The 20,461-nt window shown below is 68.4% G+C and carries 21 protein-coding genes; 8 read left to right on the forward strand and 13 right to left on the reverse strand.

Annotated elements, in window-relative coordinates:
• The first annotated feature begins 1 nt into the window (after position 1).
• The 3 genes from efeO (at position 2) to HDA45_RS14795 (ending at position 3,191) form a co-directional block, all read left to right on the forward strand.
• Positions 2–1,132, forward strand: coding sequence for an iron uptake system protein EfeO (efeO, locus tag HDA45_RS14785; RefSeq protein ID WP_184895634.1), 1,131 nt, complete (start codon positions 2–4; stop codon positions 1,130–1,132).
• Positions 1,129–2,394: an iron uptake transporter deferrochelatase/peroxidase subunit gene (efeB, locus tag HDA45_RS14790; RefSeq protein ID WP_184895636.1), complete on the forward strand. Its 1,266-nt coding sequence runs from the start codon at positions 1,129–1,131 to the stop codon at positions 2,392–2,394. The genes efeO and efeB overlap by 4 nt, the downstream gene beginning before the upstream one ends.
• Positions 2,395–2,780: 386 nt before the next feature.
• Positions 2,781–3,191 carry a PPOX class F420-dependent oxidoreductase gene (locus HDA45_RS14795; protein ID WP_184895639.1) on the forward strand — a complete coding sequence of 137 codons (411 nt, stop codon included), beginning with the start codon at positions 2,781–2,783 and terminating at the stop codon, positions 3,189–3,191.
• Between the two features lie 53 nt (positions 3,192–3,244).
• Here HDA45_RS14795 and HDA45_RS14800 read toward each other — a convergent pair whose 3' ends face one another.
• Genes HDA45_RS14800 through HDA45_RS14825 form a run of 6 tightly spaced genes read right to left on the reverse strand, consistent with a single transcriptional unit; the run spans position 3,245 to position 7,825 of the window.
• Positions 3,245–3,817, reverse strand: a complete 573-nt coding sequence (locus tag HDA45_RS14800) for a hypothetical protein (protein ID WP_221471121.1) — start codon at positions 3,815–3,817, stop codon at positions 3,245–3,247.
• Positions 3,814–5,184, reverse strand: coding sequence for a hypothetical protein (locus HDA45_RS14805; protein ID WP_184895641.1), 1,371 nt, complete (start codon positions 5,182–5,184; stop codon positions 3,814–3,816). Before HDA45_RS14805 ends, HDA45_RS14800 begins: the two co-directional genes overlap by 4 nt.
• Positions 5,181–5,984 carry an ABC transporter ATP-binding protein gene (locus tag HDA45_RS14810; RefSeq protein ID WP_184895643.1) on the reverse strand — a complete coding sequence of 268 codons (804 nt, stop codon included), beginning with the start codon at positions 5,982–5,984 and terminating at the stop codon, positions 5,181–5,183. The genes HDA45_RS14805 and HDA45_RS14810 overlap by 4 nt, the downstream gene beginning before the upstream one ends.
• A gap of 18 nt (positions 5,985–6,002) precedes the next feature.
• Positions 6,003–6,815, reverse strand: a complete 813-nt coding sequence (locus HDA45_RS14815) for a zf-HC2 domain-containing protein (protein WP_184895645.1) — start codon at positions 6,813–6,815, stop codon at positions 6,003–6,005.
• Positions 6,812–7,354 (reverse strand): sigma-70 family RNA polymerase sigma factor, encoded by a 543-nt coding sequence (locus tag HDA45_RS14820; RefSeq protein WP_184895647.1) that lies wholly within the window; start codon positions 7,352–7,354, stop codon positions 6,812–6,814. The genes HDA45_RS14815 and HDA45_RS14820 overlap by 4 nt, the downstream gene beginning before the upstream one ends.
• A gap of 54 nt (positions 7,355–7,408) precedes the next feature.
• A complete protein-coding gene (locus tag HDA45_RS14825; RefSeq protein WP_184895648.1) occupies positions 7,409–7,825 on the reverse strand; it encodes a winged helix-turn-helix transcriptional regulator in 417 nt (138 codons plus the stop codon).
• A gap of 67 nt (positions 7,826–7,892) precedes the next feature.
• On the opposite strand from HDA45_RS14825, the gene HDA45_RS14830 reads away from it, so the two are divergent.
• Positions 7,893–8,807: an NADP-dependent oxidoreductase gene (locus HDA45_RS14830; RefSeq protein ID WP_246480715.1), complete on the forward strand. Its 915-nt coding sequence runs from the start codon at positions 7,893–7,895 to the stop codon at positions 8,805–8,807.
• Here HDA45_RS14830 and HDA45_RS14835 read toward each other — a convergent pair.
• The 4 genes from HDA45_RS14835 to HDA45_RS14850 form a co-directional block, all read right to left on the reverse strand.
• Positions 8,804–9,724 carry a MazG nucleotide pyrophosphohydrolase domain-containing protein gene (locus HDA45_RS14835; RefSeq protein ID WP_184895651.1) on the reverse strand — a complete coding sequence of 307 codons (921 nt, stop codon included), beginning with the start codon at positions 9,722–9,724 and terminating at the stop codon, positions 8,804–8,806. The genes HDA45_RS14830 and HDA45_RS14835 overlap by 4 nt on opposite strands.
• Entirely contained in the window at positions 9,721–10,725 is a 1,005-nt protein-coding gene (locus HDA45_RS14840) for a hypothetical protein (protein ID WP_184895653.1), read from the reverse strand. Before HDA45_RS14840 ends, HDA45_RS14835 begins: the two co-directional genes overlap by 4 nt.
• A gap of 62 nt (positions 10,726–10,787) precedes the next feature.
• On the reverse strand, positions 10,788–14,342 hold the full coding sequence (gene mfd, locus HDA45_RS14845; protein ID WP_184905662.1) for a transcription-repair coupling factor: 3,555 nt from the start codon (positions 14,340–14,342) through the stop codon (positions 10,788–10,790).
• Positions 14,343–14,398: 56 nt separating this feature from the next.
• Positions 14,399–15,313 (reverse strand): LLM class flavin-dependent oxidoreductase, encoded by a 915-nt coding sequence (locus HDA45_RS14850; RefSeq protein ID WP_184895655.1) that lies wholly within the window; start codon positions 15,311–15,313, stop codon positions 14,399–14,401.
• A gap of 86 nt (positions 15,314–15,399) precedes the next feature.
• Here HDA45_RS14850 and HDA45_RS14855 point away from each other — a divergent pair, with 86 nt between their 5' ends.
• On the forward strand, positions 15,400–16,164 hold the full coding sequence (locus HDA45_RS14855; RefSeq protein ID WP_184895657.1) for a helix-turn-helix transcriptional regulator: 765 nt from the start codon (positions 15,400–15,402) through the stop codon (positions 16,162–16,164).
• 47 nt (positions 16,165–16,211) lie between these two features.
• Positions 16,212–17,396: a PQQ-dependent sugar dehydrogenase gene (locus HDA45_RS14860; RefSeq protein WP_184895659.1), complete on the forward strand. Its 1,185-nt coding sequence runs from the start codon at positions 16,212–16,214 to the stop codon at positions 17,394–17,396.
• Here the strand turns inward: HDA45_RS14860 and HDA45_RS14865 are convergent.
• A complete protein-coding gene (locus HDA45_RS14865; protein ID WP_184895661.1) occupies positions 17,393–18,118 on the reverse strand; it encodes an SDR family NAD(P)-dependent oxidoreductase in 726 nt (241 codons plus the stop codon). The two genes, HDA45_RS14860 and HDA45_RS14865, sit on opposite strands and share 4 nt — an antisense overlap.
• A gap of 32 nt (positions 18,119–18,150) precedes the next feature.
• Here HDA45_RS14865 and HDA45_RS14870 point away from each other — a divergent pair, with 32 nt between their 5' ends.
• On the forward strand, positions 18,151–18,672 hold the full coding sequence (locus tag HDA45_RS14870; protein WP_184895663.1) for an isochorismatase family protein: 522 nt from the start codon (positions 18,151–18,153) through the stop codon (positions 18,670–18,672).
• Positions 18,673–18,675: 3 nt separating this feature from the next.
• Positions 18,676–19,068 (forward strand): NUDIX hydrolase, encoded by a 393-nt coding sequence (locus tag HDA45_RS14875; RefSeq protein WP_184895665.1) that lies wholly within the window; start codon positions 18,676–18,678, stop codon positions 19,066–19,068.
• Between the two features lie 3 nt (positions 19,069–19,071).
• On the opposite strand, the gene HDA45_RS14880 is transcribed toward HDA45_RS14875, so the two are convergent.
• Positions 19,072–19,710: an LppU/SCO3897 family protein gene (locus tag HDA45_RS14880; RefSeq protein WP_184895667.1), complete on the reverse strand. Its 639-nt coding sequence runs from the start codon at positions 19,708–19,710 to the stop codon at positions 19,072–19,074.
• Between the two features lie 81 nt (positions 19,711–19,791).
• Positions 19,792–20,385, reverse strand: coding sequence for a TetR/AcrR family transcriptional regulator (locus HDA45_RS14885; protein ID WP_184905664.1), 594 nt, complete (start codon positions 20,383–20,385; stop codon positions 19,792–19,794).
• Between the last annotated feature and the right edge of the window lie 76 nt (positions 20,386–20,461).

Here is a 20,461-nt window from a genome sequence, read left to right on the forward strand (position 1 = left end):
CGTGTCCCGTCGATTCCCGCTCGCCGCTCTCGCCGGCGTCGGCGCCCTGGTGCTCACCGCCTGCGGTGGTGGCGAAGAAACCCCCGCCGCGGCAGGCGGCCCGATCAAGGTCGAAGCCTCGGACAGCGCGTGCGCCGTTTCGGTGACCAACGCGAACGCGGGCAACGTGACCTTCGAGATCACCAACAAGGGCAGCAAGGTCACCGAGTTCTACCTCTACGCCGAGGGCGACCGGATCATGGGCGAGGTCGAGAACATCGCGCCCGGGCTGAACCGGCGTCTCATCGTCGAGGTCGCCGAAGCGGGCAAGTATCAGACGGCGTGCAAGCCGGGGATGACCGGCGCGGGCATCCGGGGCGACTTCACCGTCACCGGCGGCGGAGCGAAGCAGACCGACCCGAACTCGCAGAAGGCCCAGGCGGTCAAGAGCTACGCGGAGTACGTCGCGAACAACACCAAGGCGCTCGACGAGGAGACCACCAAGTTCGTCGCGCTGGTGAAGGCGAACAAGGTCGACGAGGCGAAGGCCGCGTACGCCCGCACTCGCGTCTACTTCGAGCGGATCGAGCCGGTGGCCGAGAAGTTCGGCGACCTCGACCCGAAGATCGACGCGCGCGAGGCCGATCTCGAACCCGGCCAGAAGTTCACCGGGTTCCACCGGCTGGAGAAGGACCTCTGGGTGACCGGGCTCCAGCCCGACGCGCCCCAGATCGCCGACCAGCTGCTCGCCGACGTCAAGGAACTGGTCACCAAGTCGGCCGCGATCGAGCTGAACGCACTCGATCTGGCCAACGGCGCCAAGGAACTGCTCGACGAGATCGCCACCGGCAAGATCACCGGCGAGGAAGAGGCGTTCTCGCACACCGACCTCTCGGACTTCCAGGGCAACCTCGACGGTTCGAAGGCAGCGATCGCCTCGCTGCGCCCGCTGCTGCAGGCGAAGGACCCAGCGCTGGTGTCCACTTTGGACAAGGAGTTCGGCAACGTTCAGGCACTGCTGGACAAGCAGCGCGAAGGCGACGGCTTCAAGCTGTACACCACGCTGAGCCAGGACCAGATCAAGGAATTCGCGTCGGCGGTGGACGCGCTGAGCGAACCGCTGAGCAAGGTCGCGGAGGTCGCGTCGCAATGACCGGGACGGAGCACACCCCAGTCTCCCGCCGGAAGCTGTTCGGCATGGCGGGAGCGGGTGCCGCTCTCGTAGGAACCGGCGCCGCGGCCGGGATCGGCGCGAACCGGCTGCTCGGCGGGGACAGCCCGGCGCAGGCCGCGCAAAACGTCGTCGAGTTCCACGGCGAGCACCAGGCCGGGATCGTGACACCGGTGCAGGAGAACCTGCACTTCGTCTCGCTGGACGTCACGACGAAGGATCGCGAAAAACTGGTCAAGCTGCTGCGCACGTGGACGGACGCGGCCCGGCGGATGACCGCGGGCCAGGAGGTCGGCACGGGCGGCGCCGTCGGTGGCGCCGCCGCCGCCCCGCCGAGCGACACCGGCGAGGCGCTCGACCTGGCGGCGTCGTCGCTGACGCTGACCATCGGTTTCGGTCCCTCGCTGTTCGACGACCGGTTCGGGCTCGCCTCGAAACGCCCGGCCGCGCTGATCGATCTCCCCCTGTTCCCGGCGGACAAACTCGACCCGGCGCGCGGCGGCGGCGACATCTGTATCCAGGCTTGCGCCGACGATCCGCAGGTCGCGGTGCACGCGATCCGGAACCTGGTGCGGCTGGGCTTCGGTGTCACCGCGGTGCGCTGGTCGCAACTCGGGTTCGGCCGCAGTTCGTCGACGTCGCGGGCGCAGTCCACGCCGCGGAACCTGTTCGGGTTCAAGGACGGGACGCGCAACGTCAAGGCCGAGGAGGCCGACGTCCTGCGCGATCAGGTGTGGGCGACGGCCGAAGACGGGCAGCCGTGGATGGCGGGCGGATCGTTCCTGGTGGCCCGCCGGATCCGGATGCACATCGAGACCTGGGACAGGGAATCGTTGCAGGGTCAGGAAGGCATCGTCGGCCGGTCGAAGGGCGCGGGCGCGCCGCTCGGCCAGGCCGCCGAGTTCGACGAACCCGATTTCCACGTCGGCGGCGCCGGCGGCGAGAAGCTGATCCCGGAGGACTCGCACGTCCGGCTCGCCTCGCACGAGAACCTGAACGGGGCGCGGATCCTGCGGCGCGGCTACAACTTCGTCGACGGTTCCGACGGTGTCGGGCACCTCGACGCGGGGCTGTTCTTCCTCGCGTTCAACCGGGACACGCGCAAGCAGTTCGTGCCGATGCAGCAGGCGCTGTCGTCGAAGGACGCGATGATGGAGTACCTGCAGCACACCGGATCCGCCCATTTCGCCGTGCCACCGGGCGTACGCGAAGGCGGATTCTGGGGCGAGGGCCTGTTCGCTTGACCTCCAGTCACGCGAAGGTGGGAGCGGGCTCGACACTCGGTGTCGGTGTCGGGACGTCGGTGTCGGTGTCGCGAAAGCCACTTTCGGGACGTCTGATGTCGCGAAAGTGGCTTTCGCGACACCGGGGTGATGGTGAAGCGGGACGCGACTTACCACTCACGACCACCTCGACCCGACACGCGAAGCCACAGGCAGACGTTGCGAAAGCCACTTTCACAACCTTCACCGTTGCGAAAGTGGCTTTCGCAACGCAGGGAACCGTCGGGCCGCCCGATCCGACACCGGACGAAGACCTCACTCAAGAAACACACGCCGGCACAACGTTGACCCCCAACGGTTTTCCAGACTCTTGACCTCTAGTTAAGTCGAGGTCGCAGACTGGTCCCATGTTCAGTGAAGCGGAACTCGACTACCTCGCCACCCAAGGACTCGGGCGGCTCGCGACGGCTCAGCCGGACGGGACGCTACAGGTCAGCCCGGTCGGCTACGCCTACAACACCGAGACCAAGACGATCGACATCACCGGCTACGAACTGGCGAAGAGCAAGAAGTTCCGGAACGTGGCCGCCAACGGGCAGGCCGCGTTCGTGGTGGACGACATGCCGTCGTACGACCCGCCGAGGATCCGCTGCCTCGAGATCCGGGGCCGGGCCGAGGCGCTGACCGGCGCCCGCACGCCGGACGGCCATCTCGACGGCGCGGTGATCCGGATCCACCCTTCGCGGATCATCAGCCTCGGCGTCGACGACCCGGACCACGACCCGCTCGATCTCGTTCCGCACAACCGGAACGTCTGACGGTGAAAGGGGCGTTCCCGATTCCCGGGAACGCCCCTTTCGTCGCGACACGGTCAGCGACGGTTACCGAAGACCGCGTAGGTCCCGAGGCCCGCCACGCCGAGCACCACGGCGGTCCACGTGGCCGCGGCCACGTCGGTGGGCTGGAAGAGCCAGGTGATCACCAGGTGCGTGGTGTCCGTGCCCGACGTGGTGGCCCACACCACGAACGAGAAGACGAACACGAACAGCGGCAACGTCCACCCGAAGGCCCCGCCGAACAGGACCGCGGCGATCCCGACGAGACCGAGCAGGCCGCCCGCGTTCCGCAGGATGATCTCCACCGGGACCCGATCCGCCTCCCACAGCCGCGGCAGCAGCACGGCACCGACGGCGAGGCCGCCGATCAGCAGGAGATGCAGGCCGCGACGAGGCACCCAGCGGATCGCGGCGGTCCGGTCGAGATCGACGTCCTGCCCGCTGAGGCCGATGGCGGTCACCGCGATCGCCACCAGAAGCGCCAGGGAGACCGGGATCATCGACCAGCGGTCCCGTGCCAGGAACCAGATCACCGCCATGCTCACCGCCAGCGCCGCGGACGACGCGGGCAAGGCACGCGAGCGGGCGTACAGCACCGCCCATCTCATCGCGCACCGCCGAGCAGGATGTCCAGCTGGTTACCCCGGCAGGTCAGGCCCGCCTGCCGCACCGCGATGATCCGCTCTCGCTGCACTTCGGCCGGAAGGGCGCGGAATACCTCCTGTTTCCGGAAAACCTCGTTCTTCACCTCGTCGAGCCAGTAACCGTTGAGCACCTTCCACTCACCGAGGAACCAGCTCGACGTGATCGATCGCGCGGTGAGTTCGTCCATAAAGGACTTGTCGACGCCGTGGAGGGAGTAGCAGGTCGGCGTCCCGGCGCCGGCGACCAGTGCTCGCGTCCGATCGTCCGGGTTCAAGAGCGAACGGACCGACCAATCCAGCAGATCCACGGAGACGGTGTCGGCGGCACGCGGCGGCACCTCGTCGTAGCCCAGCCGCCGGTCCTGCACCGCGACCTTGACCGGCGCGTCCGGCAACGTTCCCAGCAGCCGCAAAGCTTCCTTACCGGGCCCGGCGAACCGGGGAAGTTCGTACTCCATCGCACGGGGGACACAGACCGGGCCGTCGCAGACCATCGCCGTCGCGCTCGGGTCGGCGACCTTGGCTTCGGCTGTGCTGCCGGGAAGAACAGGCAAGGCGATCGCGATCGCCACCAGCGCGGGGACGACGGCGAGTGCCTTCGCCCGCGCGGACCGCACCGCCAGCAGGAGGAAGCCGGTCGCCGCCAGTCCGGCGAGCCAGACCCCTTGGCCGAGATCCATCCAGCCCGAGGTTGTCCTGAACGGATCGTCGACGACGTCCATCGCGGGAGCGAGCAAGGTGGCCCGGAACGGGACGACCCCGGAGATCACGCTGCCCTCCGACCCGCTGATCTGGGCCACGATCATGACCACGAGGGCGGCAACGGCCACCGCGGGCGCCGTCAGCGGATGCGGCAGCAACCGGCCGATGCCGAGCCCGAGCCAGGCACCCGCGAGCATCGCGAGCACGCCGACCACGACGATCGGCAGCCAGCCGAAGCTGAAGAACCCGTCGTTGAAGACGGCCTGGACGGCACCGGCGGCGAAAACCAGCAGATAGCCCAGCACCAGCAGGCCGCCCAGCGCGCCGGCCAGTTTCGCCGCCCGCTGCCATCCGGGGCGCGGCATGGTGGTCATGAGTTCGGCCGTACCGGACCGGCTGTCCCGCATGCCCTGGATGACACCGGCTCCGACCGCGATCGGCCACAGGAACACGAGCAGGAACCGGCTCCACTGCGCGGCGAGCCCCCAGTGCTCGTCCCAGGCGAGCGGTGTCCGTGTCCACGGACCACTGAACGAGTACAGGAAGCCGAACGCGACGACCAGGATTGCGAGCATGGCCCAAGGGGCGATGGAACGGCGGAGTTCGATCCGCAGAATCCGCGTGTTCACCAGTTCCCCTTCCCCGGCTCGTGCCCGAGCAGCGCCGAATAGCCGCGCTCGATCGGGCTGTCGCCGACGTACTCCGCGGTCCCGGCGGCGGCCATTTCATCCGGGGTCCCTTGGAAGACGAGTTTGCCGCTTTCGAAAAGGACGACGTCAGTGCACGCGGTGGCGACGTCCTCGACGAGGTGCGTCGAGACGACGACGCAGGCGTCACGCCCCATTTCCTGCATGAGCTCCCGGAAACGCACGCGCTGCGCCGGGTCGAGTCCGGCGGTCGGCTCGTCCAGCAGGAGGACGTCCGGATCGTTCACGATCGCCTGCGCGATCCCGACCCGCCGCACCATCCCACCGGAGAGCGTCTTCATCTTGTCGTCCGCGCGGTCGGCGAGGCCGACCCGTTCGATCGAGCGCTGCACCGCTCCCGGGATGTCCTCTTTGGACATTTCCTTGAGCCACGCGATGTACTCGACGAATTCGCGGACGGTGAAACGCTTGTAGTAGCCGAAGTTCTGCGGCAGATAGCCGATACGGCGGCGCAGGCGGCGCTGATCGGTGAGCCCTCCGACGGACTCACCGAGCAGCGCCAGCCTCCCCTCCGCTGGCCGGAGCACCGTCGCCAGTGCCCGGATCAACGTGGTCTTCCCCGCCCCGTTCGGGCCGAGCAGACCGTGCACCCCCGTGCCGAGTTCCAGATCCAGCCCGTTCACGGCGAACTTGCGTTTGCCGACCCGGACTTTCAGGCCCTCCGCTTTGATCTGCCACGCGTAGGTCGTCGGCGCGACCTCCGCGGCCCCGACAGCTCGCATCATGTTCTCCCCTTCGTTCTATCGTTCGGTTCCGCTGAGCAGGCCGAAGGAGCTCCGCCGGAGCACCACCACGACCGCGGTCAGCGCGAAGATCACGCCCCACACCGGAAGCAAGTGGGGATCGAGTGCGGTGGCCTGCCCTTGCGAAGCCACCGCGGGCGCCAGGACCACCGCCATCCAGACGCCTGCCAGGACATACGCCGCCCGGGTCACGCCGATCAGCCCGCCGAGCGCGAGCGTCCCGGTGGTGAAAGCCAGGCTCGGCAAGAGAGCGAGCCCGAATCCGCCGCTCGCGGCCCAGCTCGCGAGAGCCTGTATCGGCAGCACGACGGCGAGGACCGCCGTCGTGCGGCGCAGCACCAGGTAGAACCCGCCCCTCGGCGCGGAAGTGACGAGTTCGTAAGCGGGATCGAGGCCCTTGGACCAGGACACCGCGACCCCGAGCACCGGCAGGACCGGTGAGAAGAGCTGGACGAACGAGTAGCGCCCGCTCCAGACGAAGCCGACCCCGTCCAGCAGGAAGCCGATCGCCGGGATCAGGATGATCATCACCAGCCAAGGCAGCATCACCGGTGTCACCCAGGTGTGCAGCCGCCCGGCCCACCGGCTTCGCGACCGCCCCGGCCCCGCTTCGGCCAGTTTCGGGCCCAGCCCCGCCCAGACGTCGTCCACCAGCGCCGACACCGTCGGCAGGCTGATCGCGGACAGCCTCCCCCGGCATTCCGCGCAGGACTCGAGATGGGCTTCGATCGCCCAGACCTCGTCGCCTGCCAATCCGTCCCCGCGGACGTAACCGGCGAGAAGCTGTCCGGACACGTGTTCCTTGTTCACGACAGCGCCTCCCGCATCGCGATCCGAGCCCGCCTGGCGCGGGTTTTGACGGTTCCTTCCGGCACGCCGAGCAGGACCGCGGTCTCCCGGACGGTCAGCCCGTCGAGCACCATGGCCTGCAAGACCTGACGTAGTTCGGGAGCGAGCCGTCGCAGCGCGTCGCCGACGTGGTCGCCGACCGCACCGGCCAGCGCCTCGTCTTCGGCGGCGGGCGCGACGGCCGCCTCCGCGACCGGCAGTGGCAGCGCGTGCTTCGCCCGGCGGCGGAAAGCGTCGACGAGCCGCCTCGCGGCGATCGTCCACAGCCAGCCGACGGCGCTCCCACCGACGGCCGAACCGGCGAACGCCCCGGCCGCGCGCCAAACCGCGAGATAGGTCTCCTGCATCACCTCGGCGACGATCTGCTCGTCGGCGCAGCGACGGCGCAGGCGTACGGCCAGCCACGGCGACGTGCGGCGGTAGAGCTCCTCGAACGCCGCGCGGTCACCTTTGGCCGTGCGGCGGACGAGCTGCTCTTCGTCCGGTTCCGTTCCCTTCACACCCGGCAAGACGTCGAGATCACGGAAACGGTTCTCACCCGATTGTGTCCCGCGTCACAGCGGCTGCGCGGCCTCGGCCGCTTTGTCGTCGAACGCGGAGCGCGCGGCGAAGATCTGGTCGACGTTTTCGACGGCCCATTCGGCGACGGCGTTCGTCAGCTTGCCGACGTCGACACCGAGCGGCGTGAGCCCGTACTCGACCCGCGGCGGGACGGTCGGATAGACGTCCCTCCGGATCAACCCGTCCCGTTCCAGGGCGCGGAGTGTCTGGGTCAGCATCTTCTGCGTGATCCCGTCGAGCAAACGGCGAAGTTCGCTGAACCGCATCGGCCGCTCGTAGCGCCGGATCGCACCGAGGACGTAGAGGGCCCACTTGTTCGCGAGCACCTCGATGACCGTCCTGGACGGGCAGTCGCGGCCGTGGACCGCCACCCATTCCTCGAATATCCGCCGCTCATCGAAGGTACCCATGAGGTACCTAGATACCAGTGCAGTGCCTACTTCACAACGGGTACCGAGCACCGACATGCTCGTTTCCATGCGAAAGATCCAGCAAGTCTTCTTCGGCGGACCCGACGTTCTCCACCTCGCCGAATCGGAAAAGCCCGTTCCGGGCGAGGGTCAGGTCCTCGTGCGCGTCCACGCCGCCGGGGTGAATCCGGCGGATTGGAAGATCCGGAACGGGCTGGTCGGCGGCGACCTGCCGCTGACCGTGGGACTCGATTTCTCGGGCGTGGTCGACTCGGCCGGAACGCGGTTCCAGCCTGGAGACGAGATCTACGGCGTCACGTTCCCGCCGAACGGCTCGTACGCCGAGTACGTCGCGGTCAGCGAGGGCGCGCTCGCGCTGAAACCGAAAAGTCTCGATCACGTCCACGCCGCCGCGCTCCCGATCGCGGCGCTGACAGCGTGGCAACCGTTCACCGAGGTGTTCCCGGTCGGCCCCGGCCACCGGGTGCTCGTCCACGCCGCGGCGGGCGGGGTCGGACATCTCGCCGTGCAGATCGCCAAGGCCAAGGGCGCGTACGTCATCGGCACCGCGCGCGAGGCCAAGCACGACTTCCTCCGGGACCTCGGCGCTGACGAACTCATCGACTACACGACCTGCGATTTCGCGAAATCGCAGGTCATCGACGTCGTACTGGACCCGGTCTCCGGCGAGTACGGCCCTCGGTCACTGGACACGCTCAAACCGGGCGGTTCCCTGATCGACATCGTCGGGCACGGCCCGGACCGGACGGAGGTCCGGCGGAAGGCCGAAGAACTCGGTCTCCGATTCGCCGAGTTCTACGTCGCCCCGTCCGGAACGGACCTGGCGGAAATCGCGACTTTGGCCGACGCCGGTTCACTGCGGGTCTCGATCGCCGAAGTCCTCCCGCTCGAACAGGCGGCGAAGGCGCACGAACTGAGCGAATCAGGACGCGTCCAGGGCAAGCTCGTGCTGACGATCTAGTTCGGCCAGAACTTGCGCCAGCCGTCGGCCTCGAGTGTCCTCGGCTCGAGGCCGGCGTCTCGGGCGGCCTGTTCGGCATCGCGGATGTCTCGCGCGAACTGCTTCGCGACGGCACGGAGCTCACCTTCGGGGTCGACTCCGGCCCGGCGAGCGGTCGCGGCGACCCGGAACAACTGAGCCGCCGCTTCGGAACCTTCCGGGAACAGGTCGAGCGGGATCCCGGCCCGGCCGCTGCGCTGTCCGAGCTTCCCGGCCAGCGCCACGGCGGGCTGGCCGAGCGCGACGCCATCCACAATGGACTGGCGACTCTTCTCGGCCTGTTTCAGTTCTTCCCACTTGAGGTTCTGGTGGTCGACGGTCTCGACGCGCGGAGCGTCGGTGAAGACGTGGGGGTGCCGCCCGACGAGCTTCGTGACCAGATCGGACGCGACCTCGTCGATCCCGAACGGATCGGCCTCGTCCTCGACGGTGACACGCGCGTGGAACAGCACCTGGAGCAGGACGTCACCGAGCTCCTCGCGCAGGGCTTCCCGGTCGCCTTCCTCGATCGCGTCGAGCAGCTCGTAGGTCTCCTCGACCAGGTACTGGCGCAGCGACTCGTGGGTCTGGACGGCGTCCCACGGGCATCCGCCCGGCGAGCGGAGGCGGTCCATCACCTCGGCGGCCTCGACCAGCGGCGGAACGGGCGCTTCGAACACCCGCGCACCCGACCTGATCAGCGCCGCGGCCTTCGGTTCCCGGCGCGAACCCGCGATGAGCACGAGAGCGCGCACCTGTGCGTCACCGAGCGCGGGGACACCGAAAACGCCGGGATCGACGTCCGAAGCCGCGTACACGGCATCGCTGGTTCGCAAGATCGGCAGTGCCGCGGCGGGCAGTGTCGCCCCGCGGGCGATCACGACGACGGCAGCGGTCACGGGTTTTGCGGGGTGGCGCCGTGCACAGGCAGCACGATGCCCTTTTTCGAAGCTTCGTTGGGCGCGAGGTCCATGCCCACAACATCCCACACGCCGTAGCGCGGGTTGACCTTGAGGTCGACCTGGTCGAGGTACGGCTGGAGGAGCCGGATGCCGACGTTGGCCAGCTGCTGGGCGCTGGGCTGGGCGGCCTGATCCGACGCGACGGGCTTGTCGGCGGCCCTCTCACGCACCACGACGACGACCCACAACGGCTGCTGCGGCGTCGGCTGGAACGCGGCGACCGTGTTGGGTTCGAGGCCGAACAGAACGGTGGCCGCGGTCGCGGGCGACTGCATCGCCGGCAGCTTCTGGCCGGTGCCTGCCTGTGTGTCCGACGTCTGCTGGTCCTGCGCGATCAGCTCGGCGGCCGCGTTCGGCGAGGCGGCGAACTTCCGGGCCTTCTCGATCGCCTCATCACGCAGCTTGTCCGCGTCGGAACCGGTGGCGTCGGTCGAGGAGACCGAGCTGAAATCGAAAGTGACGGTGAGCTTGTCCAGGTACTTCATCGCGAGCTGGGTCTGCAGCGCCGCGTCGACCAGTGACTCACGGTGGTCCCGCACGCGCGCGACGAGCTGCTGCACGCTGATCGCGGGATCGTTCTGCTGCTTGGCCTCCATCGGCGTCGCCAGCGGATCGTTCTGCAACGCGGCCACGACGAGGGACTCGTCGACCCGGACGCCTTCGCGCTGAGCGGCACGCTCGGTGAGGTCGTGAAGGATCTCCTGGCGCACGATCTCTCGGCCGACGAGATCGAGCTTGTGCTCCTTCGCGAGCTGCTGCCCGTACGGATGCTCACGGACGGCCTTGTCGATCAACTGCTGCACGCGATCGACCGAAACGGACTTGCCGCCGACGATCACCGCCGCACCGACCTGTCCTGGTCCGGCGTTGCATCCGGCGAGAAGGAGAGAACCGGCAAGAACCCCGACCAGCGCGCGACGGCGCCCCATGATCCGCATCACAGCGCCTACCCTCTCACACCGGCTCTGCCGTGAGAACCAGGTCGTAAGTCGCGATTCGCTCACGCGACAGGCGCCGGCGACTTCATCAGATTCGTCAGCAGCTTCGCGCACCAATCCAGCAGTTCCTCGTCCCGCAGCACCGGAGCGCCGATCCGGCCGCCCGCCGGCCCCTCTGTCGGCTTCGGCACGGAAACCGTGTTCGTCACCGCCTTGTAGAGAGCCTTGGGATACAAGCGCTTCAGCCGCACCATCTGCGAATCCGCCAGCGGCAACGGCGCGAACCGGATCGACGAGCCCTGGACGGCGACCTCGGTGACGCCCGCCGCCCGGCACGTGTGCCGGAACGCGGCGACGGCGAGCAGCCTTCGCACGGGGGCGGGCGGCTGGCCGTAGCGGTCGATCAGTTCCTCGCGCACGGCGTCGAGACCGGTCTGGTCGGGCGCGGCCGCGATCTTGCGGTACGCCTCCAGCCGCAGCCGCTCACCCGGCACGTAGTCGTGCGGGATATGCGCGTCCACCGGGAGGTCGACCCGGACGTCGGCGAGTTCTTCCTCCTCCGCCGTGTCCGCGCCCGCGTGCCGCCGGAACGCGTCGACAGCTTCGCCGACGAGCCGTACGTACAGGTCGAAACCGACACCGGCGATGTGCCCGGACTGTTCCGCGCCGAGGATGTTGCCCGCGCCGCGGATCTCCAGGTCCTTCATCGCCACGGCCATACCCGCGCCCAGTTCGGTGTTCTGCGCGATGGTCGCCAACCGGTCGTGCGCCGTTTCGGTGAGCGGAGCTTCCGGCGGGTACAGGAAGTACGCGTACCCGCGCTCACGACCGCGTCCGACCCGGCCACGCAGCTGGTGCAGCTGCGCCAGGCCCAGCAGATCGCCGCGTTCCACCAGCAGCGTGTTGGCGTTCGAGATGTCCAGACCGGTCTCGACGATCGTCGTGCAGACGAGCACGTCGTACTCGTTCTCCCAGAACCCCTGGATGATCTTTTCGAGCTTCTCCTCGTTCATCTGCCCGTGCGCGGTGACGACGCGCGCCTCCGGCACCATCTCGCGAATGCGCTTCGCGGCCTTCTCGATCGAGGAAACCCTGTTGTGCACGTAGAAGACCTGGCCGTCGCGCAGCAGTTCGCGCCGGATCGCGGCGCCGACCTGCTTGTCGTCGTACGCGCCGACATAGGTCAGGATCGGGTGCCTGTCCTCGGGCGGGGTCAGGATCGTCGACATCTCGCGGATCCCGGCGAGCGACATCTCCAGCGTCCGGGGAATCGGCGTCGCCGACATCGTCAGGACGTCGACGTGCGTCCGCAGCGCCTTGATGTGCTCCTTGTGCTCTACGCCGAACCGCTGCTCCTCGTCGACGATCACCAGGCCGAGGTCCTTGTACCGGATCCCTGTCTGCAGCAAGCGGTGCGTGCCGATCACGATGTCGACGTCACCCGAGGAAAGCTGTTCGAGGATCGCGTCGGACTCGGTCTTGTTCGTGAACCGTGAGAGGCCCTTGATCTTCACCGGGAACGAGCTCATCCGTTCGGTGAAGGTGTTGAGGTGCTGCTGCGCGAGCAGCGTCGTGGGCACCAGCACCGCGACCTGCTTGCCGTCCTGCACCGCCTTGAACGCCGCGCGCACCGCGATCTCGGTCTTGCCGTAGCCGACGTCGCCGCAGATGACGCGGTCCATCGGGACACCGCGTTCCATATCCGACTTGACCTCGTCGATCGCGGCGAGCTGATCGTTGGTCTCGGTGAACGGGAAGGCGTCTTCGAGTTCGCCCTGCCAGGGGGTGTCCTGCCCGAACGCGTGCCCGGGCGCGGCCTGCCGCGCGGCGTAGAGCTGCACCAGTTCGGCGGCGATCTCCTTGACCGCCTTCTTCGCCTTGGCCTTGGTGTTCTTCCAGTCCGACCCGCCGAGCTTGTTCAGCGTCGGCAGCTCGCCGCCGACATAGCGGGAGACCTCGTCGAGCTGATCGGTCGGGACGAACAGCCGGTCGCCGGGGTGCCCGCGTTTGGAGGAGGCGTACTCCAGCAGCAGGTACTCGCGGGTCGCGCCGGCCACCGTGCGCTGCACCATCTCGACGAACCGCCCGATGCCGTGCTGGTCGTGCACGACGTAGTCACCCGCCTTGAGGGCGAGCGGGTCGACGGCGTTGCGGCGCCGCGACGGCATCTTGGTACTGAAGTCCTTTGTGGACGTTCCGGCGCCGGAACCCCGGCCGGTCAGGTCCGACTCGGACAGCACGACGAGCGCGCGCTCCGGCGAGACGAAACCGTCCGAAAGGCCGCCGCACGTCACCGTGACGACGCCTGCCGTCAGCGGACCGGTGAGACCTTCCGCCAGTGACGCGGGCACGTCTCCCGCCGACAGCTGCTCGACGGCGCGGGCCGCGGTGCCGTGCCCGGCGACGACGAGCACGGCCGTCCCGCCCGCGGCCGTATGCGCGCGCAGATCGGTCGTCGCGCGCTCGACCTCACCGCGATAGTTCGGCGCGGCCTCGACCGAGACGCGGTAGACGTCGGGATCGTCGCTGGCCAGCTGCGTCAGCGTCCACCAAGGACGCTTCGTCTCCTGAGCGTGCTTCGCGATCTCCGCGAGGTCTCGGTACGCGGACGCGCCGAGGTCGATCGGCGCCTGACCGCCCGCGGCGGCCGTGGTCCAGGACGCTTCGAGGAACTCCTGCCCGGTGCGGACCAGGTCGGCCGCGCGGGCACGGATCTTCTCCGGATCGGCCAGCAGCACGTGCGTGCCCTGCGGCATCGCGTCGGTCAGCAGGTCCAGCTCGCCCTCGCACAACACGGGGATGAGCGCCTCCATACCCTCGACGGGGATCCCGCCGGAGAGCTTGGTGAGCATCTCGGTGAGCTGCGCGTCCGCCTCGTACGTCGTCGCCAGCTCGGCGGCCTTCGCGCGCACCGGCTCGGTGAGCAGCAGCTCGCGGCACGGCGGCGCGCTGACGTGCTGGATCTCCCCCGGCAGCGACCGCTGGTCGGACACCGCGAACGCGCGGATCTCGCTGACCTCGTCGCCCCAGAACTCGACCCGCACCGGATGCTGCGCCGTCGGGCCGAACAGGTCGAGGATGCCGCCGCGCACGGCGAACTCGCCGCGCTTCTCGACCATGTCCACCCGCGTGTACGCGAGCTCGACCAGCTGCTCCAACAGCCCTTCGAAGCTCTGTTCCTCGCCGACGACCAGGTCGATCGGCGCGAGCGAACCGAGCCCCGGAGCCATCGGCTGGATGAGGCTGCGGACGGTCGCGACGACGACGCGCAGGCCGTCCGCTCCGGTCTTGAGGCGATGCAGCACCTCCAGCCGTCTTCCGACCGTGTCCGCCCGAGGCGACAGCCGCTCGTGCGGCAGCGTCTCCCAGGACGGGAAGTCGACGACGGCGTCTTCGCCGAGGAACGACTTCAGCGAAGCTGTCAGCTCGTCGGCCTCGCGGCCGGTGGCGGTCACCGCGAGCACGGGGCGGCCGGCGCCCTCGTTTGCGGCGAGGGCACCGGCGACCAGCTGGCGGGTGGCGATCGCGCCCTGCAGTTCGAGCACCGGGGCACCGGCCCGCTCGACGACCCCGCGAAGGGCCGGATCGGGAAGGATGGAATGAAGGAGTCCGGACAATGGAGCGTTTGTCACCGTCCCAGCCTACGTGGGGGCACCGACAGTCCGCCGCGCGATTACCTGGGCAGGGCTTCGACCACCTTCGGAAGCTGCTCGTCGAACTCCGCCGGTTCCTGCGTCGCGATCCGGATCAGGACGTGTTCGGCGCCCGCGTCCTCGTATTCGCGAAGCCTCGCCGCGACCTCTTCACGACTGCCCGCGATCTGCACTTGGATCTTCTCGACGAAGTCCAGCGGAACTCCGTAATTGCGCTGCGCGTAGTCCTCCAGCCGCTCGCGTGCCCGGATCGGGTCGTCCTCGATGAGCACTGTCGCGAACAACGCGGGCGTCACAGGGCGTACGGCTGCTTCGCGGATCTTCGCGAGGCCATCGGCGTAGTCCGAGACGTCGGGCGGATACGGCAGCCAACCGTCGTAAAGCCGTCCGGCGCGCTCCAGCGCTCCCGGCGTGAACGCGGCCAGCCACACCGGCGGACCACCGGGAGTGTGCGGCTCCGGGTACTCCGGAAGGGTGTCGTAATCCAGCACTTCGCCGTGGAACGGGCCGCTCTTCCCGCTCCACACGTGCCGCCACAGCGCGACGATGTCGTCGAGCCGGGCGCGGCGGCGTTCCCAGGGGACACGGGTGAAGGCGAATTCGGGTTCGCTGCGGCCCGCGAATCCCGCACCGACGCCGAGCGTGATCCGGCCCTGGCTGAGCAGGTCGAGCGAAAGGATCGTGTTCGCGGAAAGGAGCGGATCCCGCAGTGCCGGGAGCAGCGCGGCGGTGCCGAGGGTGACCCGTTCGGTTCTGGCGGCGAAAGCGCCGAGCAACGTCAAGGGGTCGATGGGCGCCTTCGCGAGGGTGTCGCCGACCCAGACCGAATCGAGGCCGAGGCGTTCGGCTTCGACCGCGACGGCGACCATTTCCGGCGCGGTGCGCCCGGCGTCGAGGATGGACCGATAAGTGGGGACGACCAGACCGAATTTCATGCCACGAGCATCTCCGCGCCGGGGAATCGTCTCAATTCCTTCGAGGGAATAGCGGTGTCACCGGCGCCTCGGCCAAGATGACGACCATGGTTTCCGGATTCGGCCCCGCGCTGCGGGGCTGGCGCGAGCGGCGGCGGCTGTCCCAGCTGGAACTGGCATTACGGGCCGGAACCACGCAACGGCACGTGAGTTTCCTGGAAGGCGGCCGGTCGATCCCCGGCCGCGGTCTGGTGCTGCGCGTCGCCGAATCGCTCGAACTCCCCCTGCGGGAACGCAACGGCCTGCTGCTGGCGGCCGGGTTCGCCCCGGGCTTCCCCGAAACGGCGCTGGACGACCCCCGGCTGCTGCCGGTCCTCGACGGCATGAGGCGGTTGCTCGACGGCCATCGGCCGTATCCGGCCATCGTGGTCGACCGCTACGGCGTGCTCGTCGCCCGCAACGACGCGCTCGACCTGCTCTTCGAGGACGTCGCACCGGAACTGCTGGAAGAACCGGTCAACACCCTGCGGCTCGCCCTGCATCCGAAGGGGATGGCGCCGCGCGTACGGAACCTCGCGGACTGGGCACGGCACATCCTGGAACGGCTGACGCAGGAGATCGCGCACGCGCCCGACGAGCGGCTCACCGCATTGCTGGCCGAACTCGAAAGTTACGTTCCGGAGCCGGGGCCGCCCGGCCCGGACCATCTCGGGTTCGCCGTCCCGATGCGGCTGTCCACTTCGGCGGGCGAACTGCGGTTGATCACGGCCATCACGACGTTCGCGACCGCCGCCGACGTGACGGTGTCGGAACTGAAACTGGAGACGTTCCTGCCCGCCGACGCCGAAACCGCCGCGATCCTCACCGGATGACCGGTTCGTTCCTCGCGGGCGATTGGCGACGATGGCATGCTGATGCCATGCGCACTACCACCGTCGCCGCGTTCGCCTCACTGTTCTTGCTGGTCACAGCCTGTTCGGGGGCGTCGAGCGAAACGGTGCAGAGCGCGCCGCCGGTCACCTCGAAGCCCTCTGTGACGAAACTGAAGGTCGAGCAGGTGACAGCCGGGCTCGAACACGGCTGGGACGTCGGCTTCCTGCCGGACGGGAAGATCCTCGTCACCCAGCGCCCCGGGAAGCTGGCCCTGGTCGAGGGCGGCACGAAACGCGACGTCACGGCCGACTTCTCCGACGTCCACGTGCGCGGCGAGGGCGGCTTGATGGGGATGGTGATCAGCAAGGACTTCGCGACTTCGCGCGAGTTCATCACCTGCCAGACCCACAAAGAAGGCGACAAGGCCGTCGACATCCGGCTGGTCACCTGGCGGCTTTCCGAGGACGGCGCGAGCGCCTCGAAGGTCAAGGACCTGCTGACCGGATTGCCGGTCAACTCCAGCGGCAGGCACTCAGGATGCCGTCCCGCGTTCGGCGCGGACGGCGCGCTGCTCGTCGGCACCGGCGACACCGCCCGCCCGCAGCACCCGCAGGACCGCAAGAGTCTGGGCGGCAAGGTGCTGCGCGTCGACGCGAAGACCGGGAACCCGTTGCCGGACAACCCGTTCATCTCGTCGGCGGACCCGAACGAACAGCGCGTGTTCACCTACGGGCACCGCAACGTCCAGGGCGTCACGGTCCGGCCGGGCACCGGGCAGGTGTTCACCGCCGAGCACGGTCCGACCATCGACGACGAGGTCAACCTGGAACGCGCCGGAAGCAACTACGGCTGGGATCCGTCCAAGGGCGGTACCGAAACCCAGTACGACGAAGGCGTCCCGATGACCGACACGCAACGGTTCCCGGACGCCGTCAGTCCTTTGTGGACGACCGGCGAGATCACCGAAGCGATCTGTGGCGCCGAGTTCCTCACCGGATCGCAGTGGGGCGCGCTCGAAGGCTCCCTCGCCGTGACGGCGTTGAAGGGGCAGAAGTTGCTGCTGTTCCGCCTCGACGAAGCGGGCAAGGTCACCGAAGTGACCCTGCCCCCGGAGTTCGACGACAAGTTCGGCAGGCTGCGCGCCGTCCGCAGCGCACCGGACGGCGCCCTCTACGTCACGACATCGGAAGGCGAGGACGACAAACTGCTGCGCGTCACCCCCGGTACCTAGCTCCCGAAGTACGCGCCGCCGTTGACGTGGACGACCTGGCCGGTGACGTGCCGCGCGGCCGGACTCGCCAAGAACGCCACCACTTCGGCGACGTCCTCGGGTGCACCGGCGCGTTTCGTCAGCGTGTTGTCGACGAGCCAGGCCCTGCGCTCGTCGCTGAGCTTGCCGTTGAAGAACTCGGTGTCCCCGACCAGTCCGGGCGCGACGACGTTCGCGGTGATCCCCCGCGGCCCGAATTCCCTTGCCACATCGACGTTCCACGCTTCCAGCGCGGCCTTGGCGGCACCGTAGGAACCGGCTCCGGAGTGCGCGGCGATGGAGCCGATGGTGACGATCCGCGCGCCGTCGGCGAGCCTGTCCCGCAAGGCGCGGGTGACCAGGACGGCACTGAACACGTTCGCGTCCAGATTGGCCTGCCAGTTCGCGGCGAAGGCCTTCAGGTCTCCGGCGGGCCCGTTGCGGAAATCGGTGTTCCCGCCCGCGTTGTTGACCAGGACGTCGACGCGCTCCGGCAGCTCGGCCAGCGCCCGTTCCACCGCGTCCGGGTCGGCCGCGTCGAACGGGACCGGGTTCGCGCCGAGCAACGTGGCGGCCTCGCCGAGGACCTGCTCGCGGCGGCCGGTGATCGTCACCCGCTCGCCCAGCGCGGCGAACGCCGCCGCGACCGCGTAGCCGATTCCCGTTCCACCACCGGTGATCACGACTTCTCTCTGTGTCCCCATGCCTCCAGCATAGGGACAACTAAGCTCCCGGCATGACGAAGATCGACCCGGCGACGACAGCGCTCGTCTTGATCGACCTCCAGACGCGGATCGTCGCGTTGGAGACTGTCCCGCTCGAAGGCACCGAAGTCGTTTCGAACGCCGTTCTGCTGCGTGACGCCTTCAGCGCGGCCGGCTCGCCGGTCATCCACGTGCGGGCACACCGGCCGTACGTCAAGGAGCAGCCGCCCGGCAGTGAACTGGTCGCCGAACTGACGCCTCGCGAGGGCGAGCATCTGATCACCAAGCACACGATCGGCGCGTTCTACGCCACCGGACTCGACGAACTCCTGCGCGGGCTGGGCGTGAAGACGCTGGTGCTCGGCGGGATCGCCACGGAGTACGGCGTCGAATCGACACTGCGTGCCGCGACCGACCACGGCTACGAGACCATCGCCGTTTCGGACGCGATGGCCGGGATCGCCGCGATCTCCCACGAATCGGCGATCACGAAGGTGTTCCCGAGGCTGGGTGAAGTCCTCACGACCGCCGAGACCGCCGCGGCGCTGGGCTGAACCATGATCGACAAGATCGCGTGGCTCCACCTGGTCGACGGCCGGGTCCTGTGCGCCCGCTCGCGCGGCAAGTCCCTGTTCTACCTACCCGGCGGCAAACGAGAACCCGGCGAAACCGACACGGAGACCCTCGTCCGCGAAATTCGCGAGGAACTGGCCGTCGAGATCGCCCCGGCGAGCGCCCGGCCCGCCGGGACCTTCGAAGCGCAGGCCGACGGGCACGCGCAGGATGTGCTGGTCCGGACGACCGCCTACACCGCCGAGTACACCGGGACGCTCACGGCCAGCAGCGAAATCGACGAGATCGCCTGGCTCGGTCACGTAGACAGGGACCGGGTCTCCACGGCTGGCAAGATCATCTTCGACCACCTGCGGGAGACCGGCCTCCTGCGCTGACGACTACTTCTTGAGGTCGTCCAGGCACAGCACCCGCGACTGCGGGAGTGTTCCGCCCGAACGCTGCCACTGGATCTTCTCGTCGGTCGACGGCACCTGGGTGCACACCGTGCTGCCGTCGACCAGGAAGGTCGCGCTCTTTTCGATGGCGAGGACCTTGTACCGCGCTGTCGCGCAGTCCTCCTTCGTGAGCTTCTTCGCGTCGACCACGCCGTCGGGGAGGCAGTCGCCGACGGCCGGCGCCCGCTCGCCCGGGTTCTTCAGGTCTTCCAGGCAGAGCAGGGTGCCGTCATTGGCGCCCTTCTTTCCCTGGAAGAAGTACGCGTCGGTCGTCGGGTAGTCGTCGCATTCGGTTCCACCCGAGAGCTTGAGTCCGATTTCTGACTTGTTCTCCTGTTTTCCGACGACCTTGAAGTTCGCGTCGGGTGTCCCGCAGTCGGCGTTCTTGACGCTGTCCGCGTTGTCGATGTTGCCCTTGAGGCAGGCGCCGACCTCGGTGCTCGAAGCCGTGAACGGATTCGCGACGAAGAACGCGATCACCGCGACGACGGCGAAGATGCCCAGCCGGATGACCGGCTTCAGCCACGTTCTCTTCTTCTGCGGAGCGATCTGTTCCACGGCGGGCGCAGGGTAGTTTTCCATGGTGTTCCCCCAGCTTGATGATCTCTATGGGGGACCTAGCGCTCACCGGCCGGGAAACGTTACTGCCACGCGACGCAGATCTCAGCGCAGCCGCAGCTTCGGCTTGTGTTCCAAATTGGACAGACCGTTCCAGGCCAGGTTGACCAGATGCGCGGCGACCTCGTCGCGCTTCGGTTTCCGGGCGTCGAGCCACCATTGCCCGGTCAAGGCGACCATCCCGACGAGCGCCTGCGCGTACAGCGCGGCCAGCTTCTCGTCGTAGCCCCGCGCGGCGAACTGCTGCGCGAGGATGTGCTCGACCTGGCTGGCGATGTCGTTCAGCACCGTGGAGAACGTGCCCGTCGAACTCGCGACCGGCGAATCCCGCACGAGGATGCGGAAGCCGTCGTGTGAGTCTTCGACGTAGGAAAGCAGCGCGATCGCCGCCTGTTCGAGCATCACCCTCGGGTGTCCACCGTGGAGGGTGGAGACCATCCTGTCGAGCAGCAGCTGCGTTTCACGGTCGACGACGACGGCGTAGATGCCTTCCTTGCCGCCGAAGTGCTCGTACACCACCGGCTTGGAGACGTTCGCGCGATGCGCGATCTCCTCGATGGAAGTGCCCTCGAAACCCTTCTCCGCGAACAGGGCTCTGGCGACGTTGAGCAGTTGCTGCCTGCGCTCGGTCCCCGTCATCCGCACCCGGGCCACCGGAGCGACAGGACGTGCTCCGGTGACCGCTTCACGTTTGGTTCGCCGTCTCCCCGCCATT

It is taken from the genome of Amycolatopsis umgeniensis, from assembly GCF_014205155.1.
GTDB lineage: Bacteria > Actinomycetota > Actinomycetes > Mycobacteriales > Pseudonocardiaceae > Amycolatopsis > Amycolatopsis umgeniensis.